Source organism: Pseudonocardia charpentierae (genome assembly GCF_031845345.1).
GTDB classification, from domain to species: Bacteria; Actinomycetota; Actinomycetes; order Mycobacteriales; family Pseudonocardiaceae; genus Pseudonocardia; species Pseudonocardia charpentierae.
This window is the reverse complement of the sequence record NZ_JAVREJ010000006.1, coordinates 89,872-111,944: the sequence shown is the minus strand read 5'-3', so window position 1 is coordinate 111,944 and position 22,073 is coordinate 89,872. Positions and strand designations below refer to the sequence as shown.

The window sequence follows — 22,073 nt, the reverse complement described above, 5'->3', positions numbered from 1 at the left end:
GCCGGCCGTGGCAGGTCCCGTCGATGCTCCCCCGTACGACGCTCTCCCGCACGAACCGTCCGCGCGGACGGGCGAGGCGGGAGTCGACGTACTTCTCACCCGGGTGGACAGCTCCGTACCCGTGCCCGCGTACGCCCACCCGGACGACGCGGGCGTCGACCTGTCGTGCACCGCGGACGTCGTCCTCGGCCCCGGCGAGCGCGCCGTGGTCGGGACCGGGGTCGCGGTCGCGTTGCCGCCGGGCTACGCGGGTTTCGTGCACCCCCGCTCCGGGCTCGCGGCGCGGGCCGGGCTGTCGGTGGTCAACACACCCGGCACCGTCGACTCCGGCTACCGGGGCGAGATCCGGGTGTGCCTGATCAACCACGATCCACGCTCCGAGCTCCGGCTGCGCTGCGGCGACCGGATCGCGCAGCTGGTGGTGCAACGGGTCGAGCGCGTCCGGTTCGTCGAGGTCGCGGCCCTGCCCGAGTCCGTGCGCGGTGTCGGTGGCTACGGCTCCACCGGCGGCCACGACCGGCTCGACGGGGGAAGCCGGTGATGGCGCGCCGCGGACGCGGGTCGGGGTCGTCCCGGGCGAAGACGGCGACGGGCGGTCGGGGTACCGCGACGAACGGATCGGTCATCGACGATGTGGTGGAACCCGGCGACGAGCCCGGCGCGCGGACCATCGGTGCGCTCGCGTTGAAGCGCTGGGTGGCGCGCGGCCCGGGCCGCGGCGACGCGGGCGACGACACCGGCGACAGCCTCGCCACGTTCGGGCCTTTCGACGAGGGCGACCTCGACCGCGAGCACGCCGCGGCCGAGCGGGTCGACTTCGGCGCGGTGCGGGTGCCGGTGCCCCGGGGCGGCGAGGTGTCGGTCGAGCCCGAGGACGGCCGGCTGCAGGCCGTGCACGTGATGCTGCCGGCGGGCCGGCTGTCGGTGAGCGCGCTGGCCGCGCCCCGCACCGAGGGGCTGTGGCCGGACCTGGCCGCCGAGATCGACGAGTCGCTGCGCGAGGGCGGCGCGACGGTGCGGTCGTTCACGGGGGAGTGGGGCCGGGAGCTGCACGCCCGCACGGGCGACGCGTCGTCGCTGTTCGTCGGCGTCGACGGGCCGCGCTGGATGCTCTACGGCGTCGCGACGGGCCCGACGAGCTCGGCGGACGAGCTCGACGTCGCGCTGCGCGTGATGCTGCGCGGGACGGTGGTGGTGCGGGGACGCGCCCCCTACCCGGTGCGGACGGTGCTCCCGCTGACGGTCCCCGAGCAGCTGCCCCGGCCCGATCGGGTGCCGGTGCCGCGGATGCCGGCCGACCGGGTGGCGGGTCGGGCATCGGAGCCGCGCCGCGCCCGACCGGCTCCGATGGCCGACCCGCCCACGACCATCACGCCCGTCGCGGACGGCGTCGAGACCGTGCCGTACGGAATCCCCCGCCGCGCCGCCGGTGCCGGCCCCGGCATGGACGCGCCGGAAGGCCGCGGTGCCGGGCGGCCGGCGTCCCCCGAGGCGCCCGGTCCGGCGGAGCTGTCGCCCGCGGCGGACGACGACACGGGCGCGGAGCCCGCGGTGTCGCGGACCGCCTCCCGGGGCCTCTTCCGGCGCAAGCCGGAGCGTCCCGCCCGGCCCTCGAACCGGCCCCCGCAGCGGCGCGTCGCGGACCTGATCGCCGAGGCCGAGCGCCACCGCACCGCGGCGGAGCAGCCGAGCAGCGGAACCCGGCGCCCCGGGCGTGCCGGTGAGGACGATCCCGGCAGTGCGCTCGGCAGGGCACCCGGCAGGCCGGAACCCGGCCGCCCGACACCGCCAGAGCACCGCTCCCCGAACGGTCACGAGGCCAACGGGGTCCGGCCCGGCGGGTACGTGCCCCGCGAGCCGGAGTACGACCAGGCGGGCTCGCTGTTCGGCGGCTCGACGGCTCATGACGTGCCGGATCGGACGACCCAGTTCGACGCGTCGCCCCTCAACGAGATGCTCGCCAACGGGTCGCCCGTCGAACCGCCCGTCAACGGCTCGTACGCCAACGGCTCCTACGCCGACGGGTCGTCGGCGAACGGGTCGTACGTCGCCGACTTCCCTGCCGACTCCCACGTCGAGTCCCGTGCCGACGAGGCCTACGGGAACGGGGCGTACGGGTCGTACCGTGACGAGCCGGCCGAGCCTGCATGGCCCAGCTTGGGTGCGTCCGGGTACGTGCCGCCCGACGACGGGTGGTTGCTCGGGTACGGCTCGGGCTCCGTCGCCGAGCCCGACCTCGGGGTCGACGACATGCCGTGGGCGCCTGCCCCGACCGGCTTCGGTGGGTCGCACCCCTCCTCGGCGCTCGCCGCGGACGGCTCGGACGACTGGACCCTGCCGCTGCCCGTGATCCGTGCGGAGCCGCCCGTCGAGCCCGACCCCGTCCGGGATCCCGCCGGGCCGCCCACGCGCAGCGGCAGGCGGGCGCGCCGCGCGGCCGAGGAGCCTGTGCCTGGCGCGCACTCGTCGGAGCGGCCCCGGTACGCCGGCCATCGTGCACCGGACCCGGCCACCGACCACGCCGGTTGGGCGTCGCGCCGGAACGGGTCGGCCCACGCGCGGCACGCCGAGGAGTGGGACGACATCGTGGGCCCGGTCGACCGGGGACGACACCGCAGGCCCGAGCACTGACCGACCGCGGCGACCGGCGGATCGACCGGTCGCCGCCCGCACCCTGCGAGAGGCGCGCGCGTTGCACTGCGCGACGGGATCTCGGCCGATGGTCACGTGGTGGTCTCGACCCCGGTCGCGCGCCTATCCTGGGGATATTGCGACCTCGACGAGGAGGAGGCTCGCGACGGCGAGCCGGGAGAGACATGGGCAACACGGACGGCAGTGCGTTCCGCCGGATGCTTCGGAAGCTGACCAGCGACGTCGACGAACTCGACGCCGAGAACCTGTCGGGCGACGCCGAGCGCTCGGGGGCCCAGCGGGCCGCGGAGTGTGCCTGCGGTCAGGAGGTCACGGTCCTCGGTAGGCTCCGCAGCGTGGAGTACGGCCCGCAGGACGCCGCGGCGACGCTGGAGGCCGAACTGTTCGACGGCACCGAGGGAGTGACGCTGATCTGGCTGGGACGTCGCCGGATCCCGGGTATCGAACCGGGCCGGACCATGCGGGTACGCGGGCGGATCGCGGTCCGGGAGGGCAGGAAGGTGCTCTACAACCCGTACTACGAGATCTGCCCGGCCACGTGACGCCGGAGCAGCCGGCCACCACCGACCCTGCGTCCGTCGAGCCTGTGTCCGCCGGCCCCGCGCGCCCGACGATGCTGGAGCAGATGGGCGGCCTGCCCGGGATCGTCGCCTCGACGATCCCCGTCGTCGTCTTCGTGATCGCGAACCTGCTCCTCGAGCTGCGCCCGGCCGTGATCGCGGCCCTGGTCAGCGGCGTCGCGATCGCGGGATGGCGGATCATGCGACGGCAGCCGCTGCAGCCGGCGATGTCCGGGCTGTTCGGCGTCGGCATCGCCGCCTTCCTGGCCTACCGCTCGGGCGAGGCGCGGGCCTTCTACCTGCCCGGCCTGATCTACAGCGCCGCGTGCGGGCTCGCGTTCCTGATCTCCGCGCTGGTCCGCTGGCCGCTGGCCGGGGTGATCTGGCACGGCGTGAACGGCGATGGCCAAGGTTGGCGGCGCGACCCCCGGCTGATGCGCGCCTACACCTGGGCGACGCTGCTGTGGGCGCTGGTGTTCGTCGCCCGCGTCGTGGTGCAGGGCTTGCTGTACCGCTACGAGGAGGAGACGTGGCTGGGCATCGCGCGCCTGGTCATGGGCTACCCGTTGGTCGGGGTCGCGCTGCTGGGCACGATCTGGGCCGTCCGCCGCGCCCGGCGTTCCCCGCTGCCCGCCGTCTGAGCGCGGGCCGCCGACCCTCGGGTCAATGGCCCAGGGCCGCGCGGATCTCGTCCTCGACCGCCGCCGTCGCGACGAACAGCAGCTCGTCGCCGGCCTCGAGGGAGTCGTCGGCCTGCGGGATGATCACGCGGCCGCCGCGCAGGATCGTCACCAGCGCGGAGTCGTGCGGCAGCTTCAGCGCCCGCACCGGTGCGCCGGCCAGCGGGGTGTGCGACGGAAGGGTGACCTCGACGAGGTTGGCCTGTCCCTGGCGCAGCGTCATCAGCCGCACCAGGTCGCCCACCGCGACCGCCTCCTCGACCAGCGCCGCGAGCAGACGCGGGGTGGAGACGGCGACGTCGACGCCCCAGCTGTCGTCGAACAGCCACTCGTTGCGCGGGTCGTTCACCCGGGCGACGACCCGGCGCACCGCGAACTCGGTCTTGGCCAGCAGCGACACCACGAGGTTGACCTTGTCGTCGCCGGTGGCCGCGATCACGACGTCGCAGTCCTCCAGGCCGGCCTCCTCCAGGGAGGCGAGCTCGCAGGCGTCGGCGTGGACCCACTCGGCGGCCTCGACGGCCTCGGGCTCGATATGGGAGAGCTCACGCTCGATGAGCATCACCTGGTGCTCGCTCTCCAGGAGTTCGGCGGCGATGGAGCGGCCCACCGCTCCGGCTCCGGCGATCGCGACGCGCACGGCTCAACCTTCCTGCGGCGGGGCCGAGGCGGCGGCCGTCACTTCGCTCACGGTGCCCGACACCGCCGCGACGTAGATGGTGTCCTCGTGCTGGACGATGGTGTCGGCGTGCGGGAGCACCCCCGTCCCGAACCGGACGATGAACGCGACCCGGCAGCCGGCGGTCTGCTCCAGCGCGCGGACGGGGTGCCCGACCCAGTCTTCGTGCAGCGGCAGCGGCAGGATCGCGACGGTGCCGTTGGGCTCGCGCCAGGCCGAGGCGACGCCGTCGGGCAGGAGCATCCGCATCAGCCGGTCCGTGCTCCACGGCACGGTCGCCACCGTCGGGATGCCCAGCCGCTCGTAGACGGCCGCGCGCTTGGCGTCGTAGATCCGGGCGACGACCCGGTCGATGCCGAACGTCTCGCGCGCCACCCGCGCCGAGATGATGTTGGAGTTGTCACCGCTGGAGACGGCGGCGAAGGCGTCGGCCTTCTCGGCGCCGGCCTCGATGAGAACCTCCCGGTGGAAGCCCTGCCCGACGACCTGGCGCCCGCGGAAGTCCGGGCCCAATCTGCGGAAGGCCTGGGCATCCTTGTCGATGACCGCGACCTCGTGCCCGAGCCGTTCCAGGCTCGCGCTGAGTGCGGAACCGACGCGCCCGCACCCCATCACCACGACGTACACGCGCTGATCCTCCCCGCTTCGTACTGAACGCTATCGCGTCCCGCCCTGCTCGCGGGGCATCGACTCCTGCGGGGCATAGGCTTCCGATCGTGCCCAAGCTCGCCGTCGCGGTGAAGCGCATCCTGGTCGGGCGTCCCCAACGCAGCGACCGGCTCGCGCACTCCCTGTTGCCGAAGCGGATCGCGCTGCCGGTCTTCGCGTCCGACGCCATGTCGTCGGTCGCCTACGCGCCTGAGGAGATCTTCCTCACCCTGTCGGTCGCGGGCGTGGCGTCCTACGCGCTCTCGCCGTGGATCGGGCTCGCGGTCGTGATCGTGCTGCTCACGGTGGTCACGAGCTACCGGCAGAACGTGCACGCCTACCCCTCGGGCGGCGGCGACTACGAGGTGGCGACGGTCAACCTCGGCCGCCACGCCGGGCTGACGGTGGCCAGCGCGCTGCTGGTCGACTACACGCTCACGGTGGCGGTGTCGATGTCGTCGGCGGCGGCGAACATCGGAGCGTTGATCCCGTTCGTCGCGACGCACAAGGTGCTGTTCTGCGTGGCCGCGATCGCTCTGCTCACGGCGGTGAACCTGCGCGGTATCCGGGAGTCGGGGGCCGCCTTCGCGGTCCCGGTCTACGCGTTCATGGTCGCCATCGGGGCCATGGTGATCTGGGGGCTCACCCGCGTGCTGCTGCTCGGCGACGAGGTGCGGGCCGCGAGTGCGGACCTGCACCTGCTGGCCGAGGGCGACGCCTTCACCGGCATGGCGCTGGTGCTCCTGGTGCTGCGCTCGTTCACCCAGGGGGCGGCGGCGCTGACCGGCGTCGAAGCGATCAGCAACGGCGTGCCGGCGTTCCGGAAGCCCAAGTCGAAGAACGCCGCGACGACGCTGCTGCTGCTCGGCGTGTTGTCGGTGTCGATGTTCATGGGCCTGATCGCCCTCGCCCAGGTCACCGGGGTGAAGATCGCCGAAGACCCGGCCGTGCAGTTCCCCGACGCGCCCCCCGGCTACGTCCAGCAGACGATGGTGGCCCAGCTGGCGGACACGGTGTTCGCCGAGTTCCGGCCCGGGTTCTTCTTCGTCATCATCATGACGGCGCTGATCCTGGTCCTGGCCGCGAACACCGCGTTCAACGGCTTCCCCGTCCTCGGCTCGATCCTGTCGCAGGACCGGTACCTGCCCCGCCAGCTGCACACCCGTGGCGACCGGCTGGCGTTCTCCAACGGCATCGTCATCCTCGCGGCGTTCGCCGTGGTGCTGGTGATCGGCTTCCAGGCCGAGGTGACGCGGCTGATCCCGCTCTACACCGTCGGCGTGTTCGTCTCGTTCACGCTGAGCCAGACCGGCATGGTCCGGCACTGGCGCCGCCACCTCGCCACCGAGGGCGACCCGGGCGAGCGCAGGCGGATGCGCCGCGCCCAGGCGATCAACGGCTTCGGTGCGGCGATGACCGGGGTCGTCCTGATCACCGTTCTGATCACGAAGTTCCTGCTCGGCGCGTGGATCGCGATCGCGGCGATGGCCGGGTTCTACGTGCTGATGCTCGCGATCCAGCGGCACTACGACCACGTCGCCGAGGAGCTCGACGCCACGGAGGAGGTCGACACCGTGCTGCCGTCGCGCAACCACGCGATCGTGCTGGTCGCGCGCCTGCACCGGCCGACACTCCGCGCGATCGCCTACGCGCGGGCGACCCGGCCGGACGTGCTGGAGGCGGTCACGGTGAACGTGGACGACGCCGACACCCGCCGGCTGGTGCGCGAGTGGGACAAGCGCAAGATCCCGGTGTCGCTCAAGGTCGTCGAGTCGCCCTACCGGGAGATCACCAAGCCGGTGCTGGACTACGTCAAGCGGGTGCGGACGAAGAACCCCCGCGACATCGTCACGGTGTTCGTCCCCGAGTACGTCGTCGGGCACTGGTGGGAGCAGGTCCTGCACAACCAGAGCGCGCTGCGCATCAAGACCCGCCTGCTGTTCCAGCCGGGGGTGATGGTGGTCTCGGTGCCCTGGCAGCTGAAGTCGTCGGAGCGGGTGGTCGAGCGGGCCGAGGTGACCCCGGGCGCGTACCGGCGGGGCTACCCGTCGGCGCCACGGGACGACCGGCCCGCCGCGCCGTCGCCGTCCACGCCGCGGGCCCGTGCGGGTGCCGGCGCGGGCAAGCCGGACGGCAAGAAGCCGGACGACACGAAATCGACGGCCGGAACGCGAGGTGGACGATGACGACGACGGTGCCCACGGAGGTTCTCGACTGGACCGACCGGGTGCTCGACCTCCACGTCGGTGCAGTCGCGCACGGTGGGCACTGCGTCGCCCGGGTGCCGGCAGGCGACGGTCGTGAGCGTGTCGTGTTCGTGCGGCACGCGCTGCCGGGCGAGCGGGTGCGCGCGGTCGTCACCGACGACAGCGGCGGCGCGTTCTGCCGGGCCGACGCGATCACCGTGCTCGATCCCGCGCCCGGCCGGGTCGAGCCGCCGTGCCCGTGGGCCCGCGCCGGGGGCTGCGGGGGCTGCGACTGGCAGCACGCCGACGCCCCCACCCAGCGTGCGCTCAAGACAGCCGTGCTGCGCGAGCAGTTGACCCGGCTGGCCGGGGTCGACCGCGACGTCACGGTCGAGGAGCTGCCACGCCAGGATGAATCGTCCGGCCTGCTGGGATGGCGGCACCGGGTGCGGCTCGCCGTCGACGGCGAGGGCCGGGCCGGGCTGCGCGCCCACCGCAGCCACGACGTCCTGCCGATCGCCGACTGCCCGCTCGTCCCGCCCGGCGAGCTCCCGCCGGTGCTGGAGCAGCGGTTCCCGCCGGGCGGCGAGGTCGAGGTGGCGCTCGACGCCGACGGGATCCGGCACCTGCACGTGGTGGGGGCGACGGATTCCGGTCCGGCCGTGGTGCACCGGGCGGCCGGGCGCGAGTGGCCCCTGTCCGCAGGCACGTTCTGGCAGGTCCACCCGGAGCTGGCGGCGACGCTGGCGACCGTCATTGGGGAATGGGCGCAGGCTCCGGCCGGCGGCCTCGCCTGGGACCTCTACGGCGGTGTCGGGCTGTTCGCGGCGGTGCTGGCCGAGCAGGTCGGGCCCGAGGGGGAGGTGCGGGTGGTCGAGTCGGCGCCGCAGGCCGTGGCCGACGGACGAGCCGCCCTGGCCGACCTCGCGCAGGTGCGATGGACCGTGGGTCGCGTGGAGCACGAGTTGGCGGCACTGCCGGGCACCCCGGACGTCGTGGTGGCCGACCCGCCGCGGCGCGGCCTGGGCCGCGCGACGGTCGCGGCCCTGTGCGACCGCGAGCCCGCGCGGATCGTGCACGTCGCCTGTGACCCGGCCGCGCTGGCCCGCGACGTGGCCCTGTTCGACGCGCAGGGCTACGAGTTGGCGGCCCTGCGGGCGTTCGACGCGTTCCCGATGACCCACCACATGGAGTGCGTCGCCCTCTTCCGGCGCCCCTGACCCGCGAGTCGGCACGTTCGTCAGCGCGAGTCCGCGTGTTCGTCAGCGCGAGTCCGCGACTTCGTCAGCGCGAGTCCGCAGAAGACGCGGGCTCTACGCTGACCACGTGGCGGGTCGACGGAAGGCGCGGGTCGAGGACGTGCACGAGCTCGCCCTCGCGATGCCACACGTGACGGTGTACCCGGGGTCCACGGAGAACCCGGTCTACCAGGTGGGTGGCAAGTCGTTCGTCTTCTTCCGCAACCCCCGCCCGGACGCGGTCGACCCGCAGACCGGCGAGCGCTATGCCGACGTCATCGTGTTCTGGGTGGGGTCGGAGGAGGACAAGATGGCGCTGGTGCAGGACGAGTCGTCACCGTTCTTCACGACCCCGCACTTCAACGGGCACCTGTCCGTGCTCCTGCGCGGCAGCCGGGTCGGTGAGCTGAGCCGCGACGAGCTGGCCGAGGTCGTCCAGGACGCGTGGCTGGCGCGGGCCTCGAAGCGCCGCGCGGCGGACTGGCTCCGCGACCATGCACCGGCGGACCAGGACGCGGACTCGCGCTGACGAACGTGCCGACTCGCGGAGGGGGACGTGCCGACCCGGGGGTGACCGCGCACGCACCGCCCGCCACCATGGAGGGGTGACAGGTACGCAGGTCCAGCCACAGCAGTCCCCGGCCGAGAACACCCCGCCCACGGGCCCCGCGCAGGCCCGCGCCATCCAGCAACGCATCGCCGACGAGCTCGGCGTCCGCCCCGGTCAGGTCGCCGCCGCCGTCGACCTGCTAAACGGCGGGTCGACGGTCCCGTTCGTCGCCCGCTACCGCAAGGAGGCCACGGGCAGCCTCGACGACGCCCAGCTGCGCACGCTCGAGGAGCGGTTGCGCTACCTGCGCGAGCTGGAGGAGCGCCGGGCGGTGGTGCTCGAGTCGATCCGGTCGCAGGGCAAGCTCGACGCCGCGCTCGAGACGCGCATCCTCGCGGCCGACTCGAAGGCGCGCCTGGAGGACATCTACCTGCCGTACAAGCCCAAGCGCCGCACCAAGGCGATGATCGCCCGGGAGAACGGGCTCGAGCCGCTGGCCGATGCCCTGCTGGCCGACCCGACGCTGGACCCCACCGCGACGGCCGCGGACTACGTCACCGAGATCGTCCCCGACGCCGCGGCGGCGCTTGAGGGCGCCCGCGCGATCCTCGTCGAGCGGTTCTCCGAAGACGCCGACCTGATCGGCGGCCTGCGCGAGCGCATGTGGAACCGGGGCCGGCTCGTCTCCACCGTCCGCGAGGGCAAGGAGACCGAGGGCGCGAAGTTCGCCGACTACTTCGACTTCTCCGAGCCGTTCACCAAGCTGCCCTCCCATCGGATCCTCGCCGCGTTCCGCGGGGAGAAGGAGGAGATCCTCGACGTCACCCTCGACCCGGGCGACGGTTCGGACTCCGACGATCCGGTCACCGACTACGAGCGCACCATCGCGGCCGCGGCCGGCATCAGTCTCGAACGCTCAGCCCGCGAGGGCGGAAACGAGGGTCGCGCGGCGGACAAGTGGCTCACCCAGGTGGTGCGCTGGACGTGGCGCACGCGGATCCTGCTCGGCCTGCAGGTCGACCTGCGCGTGCGACTGCGCACCGTCGCGGAGGAGGCGGCGATCGCCGTCTTCGCGGCGAACCTGCGCGACCTGCTGCTTGCCGCCCCGGCCGGCACCCGCGCGACGATGGGCCTGGACCCGGGCCTGCGCACCGGCGTCAAGGTCGCGGTCGTCGACGCCACGGGCAAGGTCGTCGCCACCGACACGATCTACCCGCACGAGCCGCGCCGCGACTGGAACGGCGCGCTGGCCACCCTGACCCGGCTCGCCGTCGCGCACGACGTCGACCTGGTGGCGATCGGCAACGGCACCGCGTCGCGGGAGACGGACAAGCTGGCAGGCGAGCTCGTCGCGGCCAACCCGGGCCTGAAGATGACGAAGGTGATGGTCAGCGAGGCCGGGGCGTCGGTGTACTCCGCCTCGGCGTACGCGTCGGCCGAGCTGCCGGGTCTCGACGTCACCCTGCGCGGCGCGGTGTCGATCGCCCGGCGCCTGCAGGACCCGCTCGCCGAGCTCGTCAAGATCGACCCGAAGTCGATCGGCGTCGGGCAGTACCAGCACGACCTTCCCGAGTCGTCGCTGTCGCGGTCGCTGGACGCGGTCGTGGAGGACGCGGTGAACGCGGTCGGCGTCGACGTGAACACCGCCTCGGTGCCGCTTCTGCGCCGCGTCTCCGGGATCACCGAGGGGCTCGCGACGCAGATCGTGGCCCACCGCGACACGCACGGCCCGTTCCGGGCGCGGACCGCGCTCAGCGACGTGCCGCGGCTGGGCCCGAAGGCGTTCGAGCAGTGCGCGGGCTTCCTGCGCATCCGGGGCGGCGACGACCCGCTCGACGTCTCCGGGGTGCACCCCGAGGCCTACCCGGTGGTGCGGCGGATCGTCGCGAAGGCGGGCGGCGACGTCGCGACCCTGCTGGGCAACGCGCCGAAGCTGCGGTCGCTCAAGCCGCAGCAGTTCGTCGACGACCGGTTCGGGCTGCCCACCGTGACCGACATCCTCGCCGAGCTCGAGAAGCCCGGCCGCGACCCGCGTCCGGAGTTCCGCACCGCCACGTTCGCGGAGGGCGTGCACAAGATCGCCGACCTGCGGCCCGGGATGGTGCTGGAGGGCGTCGTCACGAACGTCGCGGCGTTCGGGGCGTTCGTCGACGTCGGTGTGCACCAGGACGGGCTGGTGCACGTCTCGGCGATGTCGCGCCAGTTCGTCAGCGACCCGCGCGACGTCGTCAAGTCCGGCGAGGTCGTGCGCGTGAAGGTGCTCGAGGTCGACGAGGCGCGCAAGCGGATCTCGTTGACCCTGCGCCTGGAGGACGAGCCGGGCGCCGCCGTGAAGCCGGACCGAGGCGGGCCCCGCCGTGAACCCGGCCGGGCCGAGCAGGGCCGCGCCGAGCAGGGTCGCGACGACAAGGGCCGGGGCGGCCAGGGACGCGACGGACAGGCCAGGGACAAGGGCCGGAGCGGGCAGGGTCGCGGCGGGCAGGGCGGCGATCGCCGCGAGGGCCGCTCGGGCCAGCCCGGCCGCGGTGCCGACCGCGGCCGTGCACCCGCGCCCGCGGCCAACAACGCGATGGCCGACGCGCTGCGCCGAGCCGGGTTCGACGTGGGCAAGAAGGGCTGACCCGCGGGTCAGCGGGCGCGGCGGATGCGGATCGGGCCCTTCGCCGTCGAGGGGTCCACCGCCCGCCCGCCCTGCACGATCTCCACCTCGCCCTGCGCGACGAGCCGGCGCGCCGCCATCCGGGCGGGCTCCATGAGGCCCCGCCAGCCCTCCGGGTCCACCCGGCGCGCGGCCTCCGACGGGCAGATCGTGGCCGTGCGGGCGCGGGCGGCGAGCAGGTCGCGGATCGCCGCCTCCAGATCGCCGTCGGAGGCGGTGAGCCCGCGCCGCCGGCACCCGGCGCTGCAGTACCGCACCTGCTCCCAGTCCCGGGCCCAGGCCTTGCGCCAGGTGATGCGCCGCCCGCACACCGCGCACGCCTTCTCGTCCACGGGCGCATCGTCGCGCTCCGGCCGCGATCGCGCGCGGCAGGCCGTTTGTGATCGCCGCGAGAGTTGCGCCACGATCCTGCGAGTCGCCACGACGCGGACGCTCGCGGCGATCAGCGCCCCGTTGCGTGGATCGTGGAAGGCCGATCTTGCGCAGTCAGGCCGTCCGGCGCAGAGTGCGCCCGGTGTGGTGTGTGACGTAACGCAGGTGCAAGCCGTCCGCGATCCTGCGGTAACCGCATCCGCGGACGATCATGCCTCTGGACGAGCCGTGGAGGTGGCGTGCGCACAGCCGGCCAGGTGGAGCCGGGCCGATCCCCGTGGTCGCGGTGGCGCGGCGCCGCGATGGCCGTCGCGGCGTTCGTGCTGCTGGTGGTCCTGTGGGAGCTGGTCAAGCTCGTCGTGCCCGCGGACGGGGTGAGCGTCGGCGGCGTCCGGGTGCTGCCGCGGACCTCCGACGCGGCCATGCCGCACGTCTGGACCGTCCTCGGCACGCTGTTCGACCCGGAGGTCGCGGGGGCGGCGCAGCAGCGGTCGGTCGGGGCCGCTGTCCTCTCCGGCGCGCTGTTCACCTTGCGGCTCTCGCTCGGCGGGCTCCTGCTCGGCGGTGTGCTGGGCGTGCTGTTGGCCCTGCTGATGCAGCGCTCCGGCCTGCTCGAGCGCGCGCTGCTGCCCTACATCGTGGCGTCGCAGACCGTCCCACTGATCGCGATCGCCCCGCTCGTCGCCGGCTGGGGCGGCAAGATCGCGGTGTTCGGCCAGCCGTGGCAGCCCTGGGCCAGCGTCATGGTGATCGCGGCTTACCTGGCGTTCTTCCCGATCGCGGTCGGCATGCTGCGCGGCCTGACCTCACCGCGAGCCGAGGACGTCGAGCTGTTCCGGGCGTTGGCCTGTGGCTGGTGGACCACCCTGATCCGGCTCCGGCTGCCCGCGTCGGTGCCGTTCCTGATCCCGGCGGCCCGGCTGGGGGCCGCCGCGGCGGTGATCGGCGCGATCGTCGCGGAGATCTCCACCGGGACCCGCGGCGGCGTCGGCCGGTTGATCATCGAGTACGCCCAGGCCGCGACGGGCGACCCGTCGCGCATGTACACCGCCATCCTCGGCGCGGCCGTCCTCGGACTGGTCGCCGCCGGCGCCGTCGGCCTGCTCGACCTCGCGCTCCGCCGCTACCAGGCGGTGGCCCGATGACCCCGGACACGGCGGCGCCGGTCGAGCTCGTCGGCCTCGACAAGACGTTCGCCGCGTCCGGCGGGGGAGCGGTGCACGCGCTGTCCGGCATCGAGCTGCGCCTGGCCCCCGGCGAGTTCGTCTCGTTGATCGGCCCGTCCGGCTGCGGGAAGTCGACGCTCCTGCGGGTGGTCGCGGACCTCGAGCAGCCCAGCTCCGGCACCGTGCTCGTCGGTGGCAAGTCCCCGCGCCAGGCCCGCTTGGAGCAGGACTACGGGATCGCCTTCCAGCAGGCGGGCCTGCTGGAGTGGCGCACCGTCGCGGAGAACGTCGAGCTGCCCCTGCACGTGCACGGGGTCGCGAAGGCCGAGCGCCGCGCGCGGGCCGCCGAGCTGCTGGAGATGGTCGGGCTCGCCGACTTCGCCGCCCACCGGCCCAGCCAGCTCTCCGGGGGCATGCAGCAGCGCGTGGCGATCGCCCGGTCGCTGGCCACCCGGCCGAAGCTGCTGCTCATGGACGAGCCGTTCGGCGCGCTCGACGAGATGACGCGCGAGCGGATGCAGGCCGAGCTGCTGCGGATCGCGGACGAGACGGGTGCCGCGGTGCTGTTCGTGACGCACTCGATCCCCGAGGCAGTCGTGCTGTCGGACCGGGTCGTCGTGATGTCGCCGCGGCCCGGCCGGATCACCGACGTGGTGAAGGGGCGGCGCCCGCGAGGAGCCGCGACGACCGGTGGGCGCGGGGTCGACGGCGCCCGTCCCGAAGACGCCGTCGACGACGTGCGCGAGTCGGCCGACTTCTTCACCGCCGTCACCGAGGTCCGCGAGGCGCTGCGCAAGGGCAGCCAGTGACGACCGCGGTCGAGGGTCCCCGCCGTCGTCTGCGCGCCGGGCGGGTGTGGCCGCCCGTGGTGTTCGGCGTCGTCGCGCTCCTGCTCTGGGAGCTGCTGGTCACCGTCTCCGGCATCCCGGCGTTCCTGCTGCCTGCGCCGAGCGCGATCGCCACGCAGGTCGTGGCCTCCTTCCCGACGATCCTCTCAACGGCGGCCGTGACGGGCGGGAACGCCCTGGTCGGACTCGTCGTCGGGTTCGTGCTCGGGGTCGGTCTCGCGCTGCTCGCCGCGCGGTCGCGGATCATCTCCGAGCTGGCGAACCCGCTGGTCAGCGCGGCCGCGGCCGTGCCGATCGTGGCGTTGGCGCCGGTGTTCACCACGATGTTCGGCTCGACCACCGAGCTGCCGCGCCGGCTCGTGGTGGCCGTCGTGGTCGTCGTCCCGGTGTTCGTCTCGACCGCGCGCGGGCTCGCGCAGGTGACGCCGGTGCACCACGACCTGATGACCGCGCTCGCGGCCACGCCGACGCAGTTCTCGCGGTTCGTCCGCCTGCCCGGCGCCGTGCCCTACATCATGACCGGCCTGCGCCTGGCCGCTCCGGCGTCGGTGATCGCCGCGATCGTCGCGGAGTACTTCGGCGGCCTGCAGAACGGCCTGGGCAGCCGCATCACCTCCGCCGCGGCCAACACCGCGTACGCGCGGGCGTGGGCGTTCGTCGTCGCCTCGATCGTGCTGGGGCTCGCCTTCTACCTCGCCGGCCTGCTCGCCGAGCGGCTGGTCACCCGGACCCCGACCAGGAGAGAACCATGAGAAGACGGATCCGTACGGGTCTCGCCGCCGCGGTGGCGGTGGTGGCCCTGGGCCTCACGGCCTGTTCGACCACGCCGCAGGCCCCGTCCAGCGGCGGTGCCGCCCCGAGCTCGGCCGGTGCGTTGACGCCGGTCAAGCTGCAGCTGCAGTGGGTGACGCAGGGCCAGTTCGCCGGCTACTTCGCCGCCGTCGACCAGGGCTTCTACCGCAAGCGCGGCCTGGACGTGCAGATCCTCGAGGGCGGGGTGGACATCGTCCCGCAGACCGTCCTCGCCCAGGGCAGCGCGGACTACGCGATCGCCTGGGTGCCCAAGGCGCTCGCCTCCCGCGAGCAGGGTGCGGGGATCACCGACGTCGCCCAGATCTTCCAGAGGTCGGGCACCTACCAGGTGTCGTTCGCGGACAAGGGCATCACCGCACCCGCCGACCTGCGCGCCAAGAAGGTCGGCAACTGGGGCTTCGGCAACGAGTTCGAGCTGTTCGCGGGCATGACGAGGGCCGGGATCGCGCCGGGCGACGTCACGCTCGTGCAGCAGCAGTTCGACATGCAGGCCCTGCTCAACGGTGAGATCGACGCCGCCCAGGCGATGTCGTACAACGAGTACGCGCAGGTGCTGGAGGCGACCAACCCGGCGACCGGGCAGCTCTACCAGCCGTCGGACTTCAACATCATCAACTGGAACGACGCGGGCACCGCGATGCTGCAGGACGCGATCTGGGCCAACACCGAGAAGCTGTCCGACCCGGCCTACCAGGACACCACGGCGAAGTTCATCACCGCGTCGCTGGAGGGCTGGATCTACTGCCGCGACAACCCCGAGTCGTGCCGCGACATCGTCGTGAAGGCCGGTTCGAAGCTGGGCGCGAGCCACCAGCTGTGGCAGGTCAACGAGATCAACAAGCTGATCTGGCCGTCGCCCGCGGCCGGGGCCGGCACGATCGACCAGGCTGCCTGGGACAAGACGGTGGAGGTCGCGCTGCAGGCGAAGAACGCCGACGGCGCGACGGTGCTGACCAAGCAGCCCGACGCGCAGGCGTTCACCAACGAGTACGTCTCCACGGCGATCGAGACGTTGAAGGGCGAGGGCGTCGACGTCGTGGGCTCGGGCTTCACACCGGAGACGGTGACGCTGAACCCCGGCGGCGCCTGAGGGTCCACCCGTGTCAGGAAGGCCACCTTCAGGGCATCTCGCGTCATGAAGGTGGCCTTCCTGACATCACCGCTCGAGCGTCGCGTAGCGCTCCAGGAAGCGGGCGATCCTCCCGGGGTCGCCGGACGCCCCGGGCTGCCACGCCTCGGGCCGCAGGACCAGCCGGTCGACGCCCAGCGCGGCGTAGCGCTGCACCTCAGCCGCGTCGACCGGCCCGAGCGGCATCGCCGTGATCTCGAGTGCGCCCAGCCGCGCCGGCCGGTCCACCTCGTCCGCGGCACGCCGCAGCCCGTCGAGGTCCCCCGCGATCTCCTCCGGTGTCCCGTTGCCGTAGAAGCCGTGGGCGCGGCTCACGGCCCGCCGGTACGCGCCGGCGCTGCGACCGCCCACGACCACCCGAAGACCGATCGGCCGGGGGTTGCGCTTCGACCTCGGCGAAGTCGACGTGGCGACCGTGGAACTCGGGCGCCAGCCGCGTCCACAGGGCGGTCATCGCGTCGAGGTACTCGTCGGTGCGTCCGCCGCGTCCGGCAGCAGGGACGCCGACGGCCGCCATCTCGGCCGCCAGCCATCCGGCACCGACGCCGAGCACGAACCGGCCGCCGCTGAGCACGTCCAGGCTCGCGGCCTGCTTCGCCAGCACGAGCGGGTTGCGCTGCGGAAGGATGATCACGGCGGTACCGAGCGTCATCCGGCTGGTGACCGCGGCGACGTGGGCTAGGTGCACGATCGGATCGACGATCGGAGTGGCCGGGTCGATCGGCGAGCCGCCGGTCGTCGGGAGCACGACGTGGTCCTGCGCCCACCACGACCCGTACCCCAGCTCCTCGGCCAGCCGGGCCAGCGGGAGCGTGGCGTCGAACCGGGCCAGCGAGTTGAGGCCCTGGACCCCGAGTTCCATCAGACCGTTCCGATCTCGACCACGGCCTTGCCCGCCACCTTCCGGGCCCGCAGCGCCTCGGCGGCCTCGACGGCCCGGTCCCACGATCCGCGCCAGCCGATCTGCGGGTCGAGCCGGCCCGCCGCGACCAGCCCCAGCAGCTCCTCGATGTCGCCGCCGAACCCGGCGTATCCGGTGTCGACGGTGAACACCTCGATCGCCCGGTGACCGCCGCGGCGCCGCTCCGCCTCGAAGTCGATCGTCGACGGCTGCCCCGACGCCTGCCCCACCGACAGGGCGACTCCGCCCTCGGCGAGCAGCGTGACGGCCGCCGTGAGCAGGGGGCCGCCGACGTTCTCGACCACCCCGCGCACCGGCGCGACCCCGTCGAGGTCGGTGATCACTTCGGCGGCACCCAGTTCACGCAGTCCGGCGCCGCGGGGGGCGGACCCCACGTGGGCCACGACGTGCGCACCGGCGAGGGCGGCGAGCTGCACCGCGAACCGGCCGACACCGCCGGACGCCCCGGTCACCAGCACGCGCCGGCCCAGCACGGTCCCGAGCCGCCGCACCGCCCGCAGCGCGGTGACGCCCGCGGCCGGCAGGGCCGCCGCGACGACGAGGTCGACCCCGTCGGGTACGACGCCGAGGTCGGCGGTCGCGACCGCCCGCCGTCCGGCCAGCGCCCCGCCCATGGCGAAGGAGGCGACCCGGGTTCCCGCCGGTGGTCCGGAACCGTCGGCCGCGGCCTCGACGACGACACCCGCGGCGTCCTCACCCGGCACGCCGCCGACCCCGTGCATCGCATCGGCGTACGCGAGGTCGAGGAAGTTGAACGCCGCCGCGGCCACCGCGATCAGCGCCTCGTGGGGACCGGGTAGGGGATCGGGCACCTCCGCACGCCGGAGGGACGAGGGGGACTCGGGATCGTGGACCAGCGCCTGCACGACTCCACGGTCGCGCTCGTCCGGCACGCCGTCCAAGACCGTTTCGCATAACCTTCCGGAATGGCAGATCGTGCCGACGTCCACCTCCGGGACCTCCGCTCGTTCCTGGCCGTCGTCGACGAGCTCAGCTTCACCCGGGCCGCGGAAGTGCTCTTCGTCTCCCAGCCTGCGCTGTCGAAGCAGGTGCGCGCCCTCGAGACACGTCTCGGCGCCGAGCTGTTCACGCGGGGACACCGCAGCATCGCGCTGACCGAGGCGGGGACGGCGCTGGTCGCCCCGGCGCGGCGGATCGTGGCGGAGTGGGACGGCGCCACGGCCGCCGTGGAGGCGGCGGGGGAGGCCGTCCGGCAGACCCTCGTCGTCGGCTTCCACACCCGCATCGGCCGCGGTCTGGTCCCGGCGATCACCACGGCGCTGGAGGAACGGCTGACCGGGTGGCGGCTCCGGTTCGGCCAGGTTTCCTGGGGCGACGGGGCGGTCGGACTGCTCGACGGGACGGTCGACGTGGCCGTCGCCTGGCTCCCCGTCGCCGGTCCGGGCATCGCCCACCGGGTCGCCGCCACCGAGCAGCGGTGGGTGGCGCTGCCCGTCGGCCACCGCCTCGCCCACCGAGCCGTCGTGCCGTTCGCCGAGCTGGCCGCCGAGCCGTTCGTCGCGCTGCCCGCCTCCGCCGGGCTGATGCGCGAGTTCTGGCTGGCCTCCGAGCACCGCGCCACGCCGGCGCTCGTCGGCGCGGAAGCCGCCACCGCCGACGAGGCGTTCGAGGCGGTCGCCTCCGGCGCCGGTGTCGCCCTGCTCGCCGCCGGGAACGCGGCGATCTACCGGCGCGACGACGTCGTCTGCCGGCCGGTGCCGGACCTGCCGCCCTGCCGGTTGGCGGTGATGTGGCGCAGCAACGACCGGCGGCGGGTGGTCCGGGTGGTCGCCGGCACCTGCTGCCGGTGCGTCGCCGCGGACCAGCCGGCCGCCGCCGCCGCGACCTGACGACGGGCAGGCGTCAGGCCCTCGAGATCGGGTACCAGAGCCGACATGGCAAGCATCGGCTACTTCCTGTCCTGCGAGCAGTTCGGTCCCGCTGACCTCGTCGACCAGGCCCGCCGCGCCGAGCAGGCCGGCTTCGAGCGGTTGTGGATCTCCGACCACTTCCACCCGTGGAACGACGCGCAGGGCCAGAGCCCGTTCGTGTGGGGCGTGATCGGCGCGCTGTCGGAGGTCACCTCGCTACCCATCACCACGGGCGTCACCTGCCCGACCGTCCGCATCCACCCCGCGATCATCGCCCAGGCCGCGGCCACCGCCGCCGTCCAGCTCGACGGCCGCTTCGTGCTCGGCGTCGGCAGCGGCGAGGCACTCAACGAGCACATCCTCGGCGACCCGTGGCCGTCGGTCGGGGTGCGCCAGGACATGATGGAGGAGGCCGTCGACGTCGTCCGGCTCCTGCACAAGGGCCAGAACGTCAGCCACCACGGCGTGTACTACGAGGTGCAGGACGCCCGCATCTACACGCTGCCCGCGCAGCCGGTGCCGATCTACGTCTCGGCGTTCGGGCCGCAGGCCGCCGAGCTGGCCGGCCGGATCGGCGACGGCATGTGCACGACGATGCCCGACGCTGAGGTGATCAAGAAGTTCCGGGAGTCCGGCGGCGGCAGCAAGCCGGTGCAGGCCGGGACGAAGGTCAACTGGGGCCGGGACGCCGACGCGGCGCTCACCGAGGCGCACCGGCTGTGGGCGAACGAGGGACTGCCCGGCCAGCTCGCCCAGACCCTGCCCCGTCCGCAGGACTTCGAAGACGCGATGTCGCTCGTCCCGAAGGAGACGATCGCGGAGTCGGTGACGTGCGGGCCGGACGTCGACGCGCACGTCGCGCAGCTGCGGGAGTACGTCGAGGCCGGCGCCGACGAGGTCTACGTGCAGCAGATCGGGCCCGACTTCGACGGGTTCTTCACCGCCTACGAGAAGGACGTCCTGCCGGCGCTGCGCGCGGTGTGACCCCCGACTCGCGGCCGGACAGCCCCCGATGGGATGATTACCCGTCGATTCGATGTTGTGAATCGAGAAAGCCCGCTGTCCGGCCGTCGGCCACCAAGTCCGCGGGCTTCGACCCGCGGGGCACCGTCCGTGCTCCCGTTCCGTTCGACGAGAGACAGACGTGACACTGAACGACGTTGTCGTTGACCCTGCCCTGCCCGAGACCGCTGAAGTCACGACCGAAGAGATCATCGAGCAGGGCCCGACCTTCGCCGACCTCCCGCTGGGCCCCGAGCTCCAGCGGGCCGTCGCCGCACTCGGCTACACCGCTCCCACCCCGATCCAGGCCGAGGCGATCGCGCCGCTGGTCGAGGGCCGCGACCTGATCGGTCAGGCCGCGACCGGCACCGGCAAGACCGCCGCCTTCGCGCTGCCGATGCTGGAGCGCCTGGGCGAGCAGCGGCCCGACCGCCGCGGCCGCACCGCCCCCTTCGGCCTCGTCCTCGCCCCCACGCGCGAGCTGGCGCTGCAGGTGTCCGAGGCGATCACGAGCTACGGCCGCGGCATGGGCGCCCGCGTGCTCACCGTGTACGGCGGTGCTCCCGTCGGTCCGCAGCTGCGCGGCCTGTCCGACGGCGTCGACGTCGTCGTGGCCACCCCCGGCCGGGCGATCGACCTGATGAACCGCGGCGCGCTGCGGCTCGACGAGCTCGAGGTCGTCGTGCTCGACGAGGCCGACGAGATGCTCGACATGGGCTTCGTCGAAGACATCGAGACGCTGCTCGACGCCACCCCGGACACCCGGCAGGGCGTGCTCTTCTCCGCGACGATGCCGCGCCGGATCGAAGACCTCGCGCGCAACTACCTGCGCGAGCCGGTCACCGTGCGGATGGGCCGCGAGGTCGTGGCCGAGGGCGCGGCGCCGCTGGTCCGCCAGATGGCGTACCTCGTGGCCCGCACACACACCACCGCGGCGCTGGGCCGTGTGCTGGAGGCCGAGCGCCCGAAGGCCGCGATCGTGTTCTGCCGCACCCGGCTGGACGTCGACGCCGTCACCGAGACGCTCACCGCGCGCGGCCTGCGGGCCGAGGCCCTGCACGGCGGCATGGACCAGGAGCACCGCTCCCGAGTCGTGGACCGCCTGCGCAGCGGGCGCACCGAGCTGCTGGTGGCGACGGACGTCGCCGCCCGCGGGCTCGACATCGACCTGCTCACGCACGTCGTCAACCACGACGTGCCGCAGTCGCCCGAGACCTACGTGCACCGCATCGGCCGGGTCGGCCGGGCCGGGCGCGAGGGTGTGGCGATCACGCTGGTGCCGCCGTCGAAGACCTACATGCTGCGCCAGATCGAGCGGCTCACCGGCCAGCCGATCGCGATCGCCCCGGTCCCGACGGCTGCGGACCTGCGCGCCGCCCGGCTGACCCGGACCCGCGACGCGCTGCGGGCCCGCCTGCTCGGCGAGGTCGACGACGCCCTCGACGGGGCGCAGCTCGACGCCGTCCGCCAGATGATCGTCGAGCTCGCCGCCGACTTCGACCCCGTGGACATCGCCGCCGTCGCGGTGGGGCTCGCCCAGGAGGTCGCGGGCGCACCCGACGACGCCGACGACATCCCCGTGGTCACCGCCCGGCCCGCCGGGCGCGAGCGCGACAGTTCTCCGCGCAGCCGCGGCGGCGCGGCGGGCATCCGTCCGCCGAAGGCCGGCGCGACGCGCCTGTTCGTCAACGCCGGCCGCGCGAGCGGCGTGCGCCCGCAGGACATCGTGGGTGCGCTGGCGAACGAGTCGGGCCTGACGGGCCGCGACATCGGCGCGATCCAGATCCACGAGCGGCACTCGCTGGTGGAGATCCCCGAGCACGCAGCGGACGACGTCCTGCGGTCGCTGCGCGGGGCGACCACGCTGAAGGGCCGCAAGGCCAACATCCGCCGCGACCGCGGCTTCGCCCCGTCCGGCGGCCCCCGCCGCGGCGGTCGCCAGGACTGACCGACCCGCTCCACCCGAAGGGCCCGCACCACTCCGGTGCGGGCCCTTCGGCGTCCCGAGGAGTCGTCCGTCCGGTACGCGCGAGTCGGCACGTTCCGGCGAGCGAATGTGCGGTTCGAGGCAGTGCCCCGGATCGTGCATTCGCTCGCC

At 73.8% G+C, this 22,073-nt stretch carries 20 protein-coding genes and 1 pseudogene; 15 read left to right on the top strand and 6 right to left on the bottom strand.

From position 1 onward, the window contains the following. Positions 1-7: 7 nt before the first annotated feature. The 4 genes from dut (at position 8) to RM445_RS11195 (ending at position 3,853) form a co-directional block, all read left to right on the top strand. Positions 8-541, top strand: coding sequence for a dUTP diphosphatase (gene dut, locus RM445_RS11210; protein ID WP_311556117.1), 534 nt, complete (start codon positions 8-10; stop codon positions 539-541). Continuing rightward, positions 541-2,631: a DUF3710 domain-containing protein gene (locus RM445_RS11205; RefSeq protein ID WP_311556116.1), complete on the top strand. Its 2,091-nt coding sequence runs from the start codon at positions 541-543 to the stop codon at positions 2,629-2,631. The genes dut and RM445_RS11205 overlap by 1 nt, the downstream gene beginning before the upstream one ends. Positions 2,632-2,816: 185 nt before the next feature. Further along, positions 2,817-3,194 carry an OB-fold nucleic acid binding domain-containing protein gene (locus tag RM445_RS11200; RefSeq protein WP_311556115.1) on the top strand — a complete coding sequence of 126 codons (378 nt, stop codon included), beginning with the start codon at positions 2,817-2,819 and terminating at the stop codon, positions 3,192-3,194. Positions 3,195-3,238: 44 nt separating this feature from the next. Then, positions 3,239-3,853 carry a DUF3159 domain-containing protein gene (locus RM445_RS11195; protein ID WP_311556114.1) on the top strand — a complete coding sequence of 205 codons (615 nt, stop codon included), beginning with the start codon at positions 3,239-3,241 and terminating at the stop codon, positions 3,851-3,853. A gap of 22 nt (positions 3,854-3,875) precedes the next feature. Here RM445_RS11195 and RM445_RS11190 read toward each other — a convergent pair whose 3' ends face one another. Both RM445_RS11190 and RM445_RS11185 read right to left on the bottom strand, forming a co-directional pair. Then, on the bottom strand, positions 3,876-4,532 hold the full coding sequence (locus RM445_RS11190) for a potassium channel family protein (protein WP_311556113.1): 657 nt from the start codon (positions 4,530-4,532) through the stop codon (positions 3,876-3,878). Positions 4,533-4,535: 3 nt separating this feature from the next. Further along, the gene (locus RM445_RS11185; protein WP_311556112.1) at positions 4,536-5,198 is read right to left on the bottom strand and encodes a potassium channel family protein; all 663 of its coding nucleotides are present in this window, start codon (positions 5,196-5,198) and stop codon (positions 4,536-4,538) included. A gap of 89 nt (positions 5,199-5,287) precedes the next feature. On the opposite strand from RM445_RS11185, the gene RM445_RS11180 reads away from it, so the two are divergent. The 4 genes from RM445_RS11180 to RM445_RS11165 all read left to right on the top strand — a co-directional run bounded on the left by RM445_RS11180 (position 5,288) and on the right by RM445_RS11165 (position 11,813). After that, positions 5,288-7,405: an APC family permease gene (locus tag RM445_RS11180; RefSeq protein ID WP_311556111.1), complete on the top strand. Its 2,118-nt coding sequence runs from the start codon at positions 5,288-5,290 to the stop codon at positions 7,403-7,405. Further along, entirely contained in the window at positions 7,402-8,625 is a 1,224-nt protein-coding gene (locus RM445_RS11175) for a class I SAM-dependent RNA methyltransferase (protein WP_311556110.1), read from the top strand. The genes RM445_RS11180 and RM445_RS11175 overlap by 4 nt, the downstream gene beginning before the upstream one ends. Positions 8,626-8,731: 106 nt before the next feature. Next, on the top strand, positions 8,732-9,172 hold the full coding sequence (locus tag RM445_RS11170) for an MmcQ/YjbR family DNA-binding protein (RefSeq protein ID WP_311556109.1): 441 nt from the start codon (positions 8,732-8,734) through the stop codon (positions 9,170-9,172). Positions 9,173-9,326: 154 nt separating this feature from the next. Continuing rightward, complete coding sequence (locus RM445_RS11165) at positions 9,327-11,813, top strand: Tex family protein (RefSeq protein WP_311556256.1); 2,487 nt, start codon at positions 9,327-9,329, stop codon at positions 11,811-11,813. Positions 11,814-11,821: 8 nt separating this feature from the next. Here the strand turns inward: RM445_RS11165 and RM445_RS11160 are convergent, their stop codons facing one another. Continuing rightward, positions 11,822-12,184, bottom strand: a complete 363-nt coding sequence (locus tag RM445_RS11160) for a DUF2256 and DUF3253 domain-containing protein (RefSeq protein WP_311556108.1) — start codon at positions 12,182-12,184, stop codon at positions 11,822-11,824. A 279-nt stretch (positions 12,185-12,463) separates the two neighbouring features. On the opposite strand from RM445_RS11160, the gene RM445_RS11155 reads away from it, so the two are divergent. Genes RM445_RS11155 through RM445_RS11140 form a run of 4 tightly spaced genes read left to right on the top strand, consistent with a single transcriptional unit; the run spans position 12,464 to position 16,141 of the window. Next, positions 12,464-13,369 carry an ABC transporter permease gene (locus RM445_RS11155; protein ID WP_311556107.1) on the top strand — a complete coding sequence of 302 codons (906 nt, stop codon included), beginning with the start codon at positions 12,464-12,466 and terminating at the stop codon, positions 13,367-13,369. Next, complete coding sequence (locus RM445_RS11150; RefSeq protein ID WP_311556106.1) at positions 13,366-14,199, top strand: ABC transporter ATP-binding protein; 834 nt, start codon at positions 13,366-13,368, stop codon at positions 14,197-14,199. The genes RM445_RS11155 and RM445_RS11150 overlap by 4 nt, the downstream gene beginning before the upstream one ends. Further along, a complete protein-coding gene (locus RM445_RS11145) occupies positions 14,196-14,990 on the top strand; it encodes an ABC transporter permease (RefSeq protein WP_311556105.1) in 795 nt (264 codons plus the stop codon). Before RM445_RS11150 ends, RM445_RS11145 begins: the two co-directional genes overlap by 4 nt. Next, positions 14,987-16,141 (top strand): ABC transporter substrate-binding protein, encoded by a 1,155-nt coding sequence (locus RM445_RS11140; protein WP_311556104.1) that lies wholly within the window; start codon positions 14,987-14,989, stop codon positions 16,139-16,141. Before RM445_RS11145 ends, RM445_RS11140 begins: the two co-directional genes overlap by 4 nt. A gap of 66 nt (positions 16,142-16,207) precedes the next feature. On the opposite strand, the gene RM445_RS11135 is transcribed toward RM445_RS11140, so the two are convergent. The 3 genes and pseudogenes from RM445_RS11135 to RM445_RS11125 all read right to left on the bottom strand — a co-directional run bounded on the left by RM445_RS11135 (position 16,208) and on the right by RM445_RS11125 (position 17,968). Beyond that, positions 16,208-16,495, bottom strand: coding sequence for a hypothetical protein (locus RM445_RS11135; protein ID WP_311556103.1), 288 nt, complete (start codon positions 16,493-16,495; stop codon positions 16,208-16,210). A 70-nt stretch (positions 16,496-16,565) separates the two neighbouring features. Beyond that, positions 16,566-17,042, bottom strand: a pseudogene (locus RM445_RS32365) (TIGR03619 family F420-dependent LLM class oxidoreductase); the annotation flags it as partial. Further along, positions 17,042-17,968, bottom strand: coding sequence for a zinc-binding dehydrogenase (locus RM445_RS11125; protein WP_311556101.1), 927 nt, complete (start codon positions 17,966-17,968; stop codon positions 17,042-17,044). The gene RM445_RS11125 and the pseudogene RM445_RS32365, both read right to left, overlap by 1 nt. A 60-nt stretch (positions 17,969-18,028) precedes the next feature. Here RM445_RS11125 and RM445_RS11120 point away from each other — a divergent pair, with 60 nt between their 5' ends. The 3 genes from RM445_RS11120 to RM445_RS11110 all read left to right on the top strand — a co-directional run bounded on the left by RM445_RS11120 (position 18,029) and on the right by RM445_RS11110 (position 21,923). Continuing rightward, positions 18,029-18,952 (top strand): LysR family transcriptional regulator, encoded by a 924-nt coding sequence (locus RM445_RS11120; RefSeq protein ID WP_311556100.1) that lies wholly within the window; start codon positions 18,029-18,031, stop codon positions 18,950-18,952. A 45-nt stretch (positions 18,953-18,997) separates the two neighbouring features. After that, the gene (locus tag RM445_RS11115; RefSeq protein WP_311556099.1) at positions 18,998-19,957 is read left to right on the top strand and encodes a TIGR03557 family F420-dependent LLM class oxidoreductase; all 960 of its coding nucleotides are present in this window, start codon (positions 18,998-19,000) and stop codon (positions 19,955-19,957) included. Positions 19,958-20,123: 166 nt separating this feature from the next. Beyond that, a complete protein-coding gene (locus tag RM445_RS11110) occupies positions 20,124-21,923 on the top strand; it encodes a DEAD/DEAH box helicase (RefSeq protein WP_397469281.1) in 1,800 nt (599 codons plus the stop codon). Positions 21,924-22,073 lie beyond the last annotated feature (150 nt).

What these genes read in the sequence shown, in the direction of transcription:
- RM445_RS11140 (WP_311556104.1), top strand. Translation starts at nt 14,987, where the DNA reads ATGAGAAGACGGATCCGTACGGGTCTCGCCGCCGCGGTGGCGGTGGTG.
- RM445_RS11115 (WP_311556099.1), top strand. Translation starts at nt 18,998, where the DNA reads ATGGCAAGCATCGGCTACTTCCTGTCCTGCGAGCAGTTCGGTCCCGCT.
- RM445_RS11175 (WP_311556110.1), top strand. Translation starts at nt 7,402, where the DNA reads ATGACGACGACGGTGCCCACGGAGGTTCTCGACTGGACCGACCGGGTG.
- RM445_RS11120 (WP_311556100.1), top strand. Translation starts at nt 18,029, where the DNA reads ATGGCAGATCGTGCCGACGTCCACCTCCGGGACCTCCGCTCGTTCCTG.
- RM445_RS11205 (WP_311556116.1), top strand. Translation starts at nt 541, where the DNA reads ATGGCGCGCCGCGGACGCGGGTCGGGGTCGTCCCGGGCGAAGACGGCG.
- RM445_RS11150 (WP_311556106.1), top strand. Translation starts at nt 13,366, where the DNA reads ATGACCCCGGACACGGCGGCGCCGGTCGAGCTCGTCGGCCTCGACAAG.
- RM445_RS11200 (WP_311556115.1), top strand. Translation starts at nt 2,817, where the DNA reads ATGGGCAACACGGACGGCAGTGCGTTCCGCCGGATGCTTCGGAAGCTG.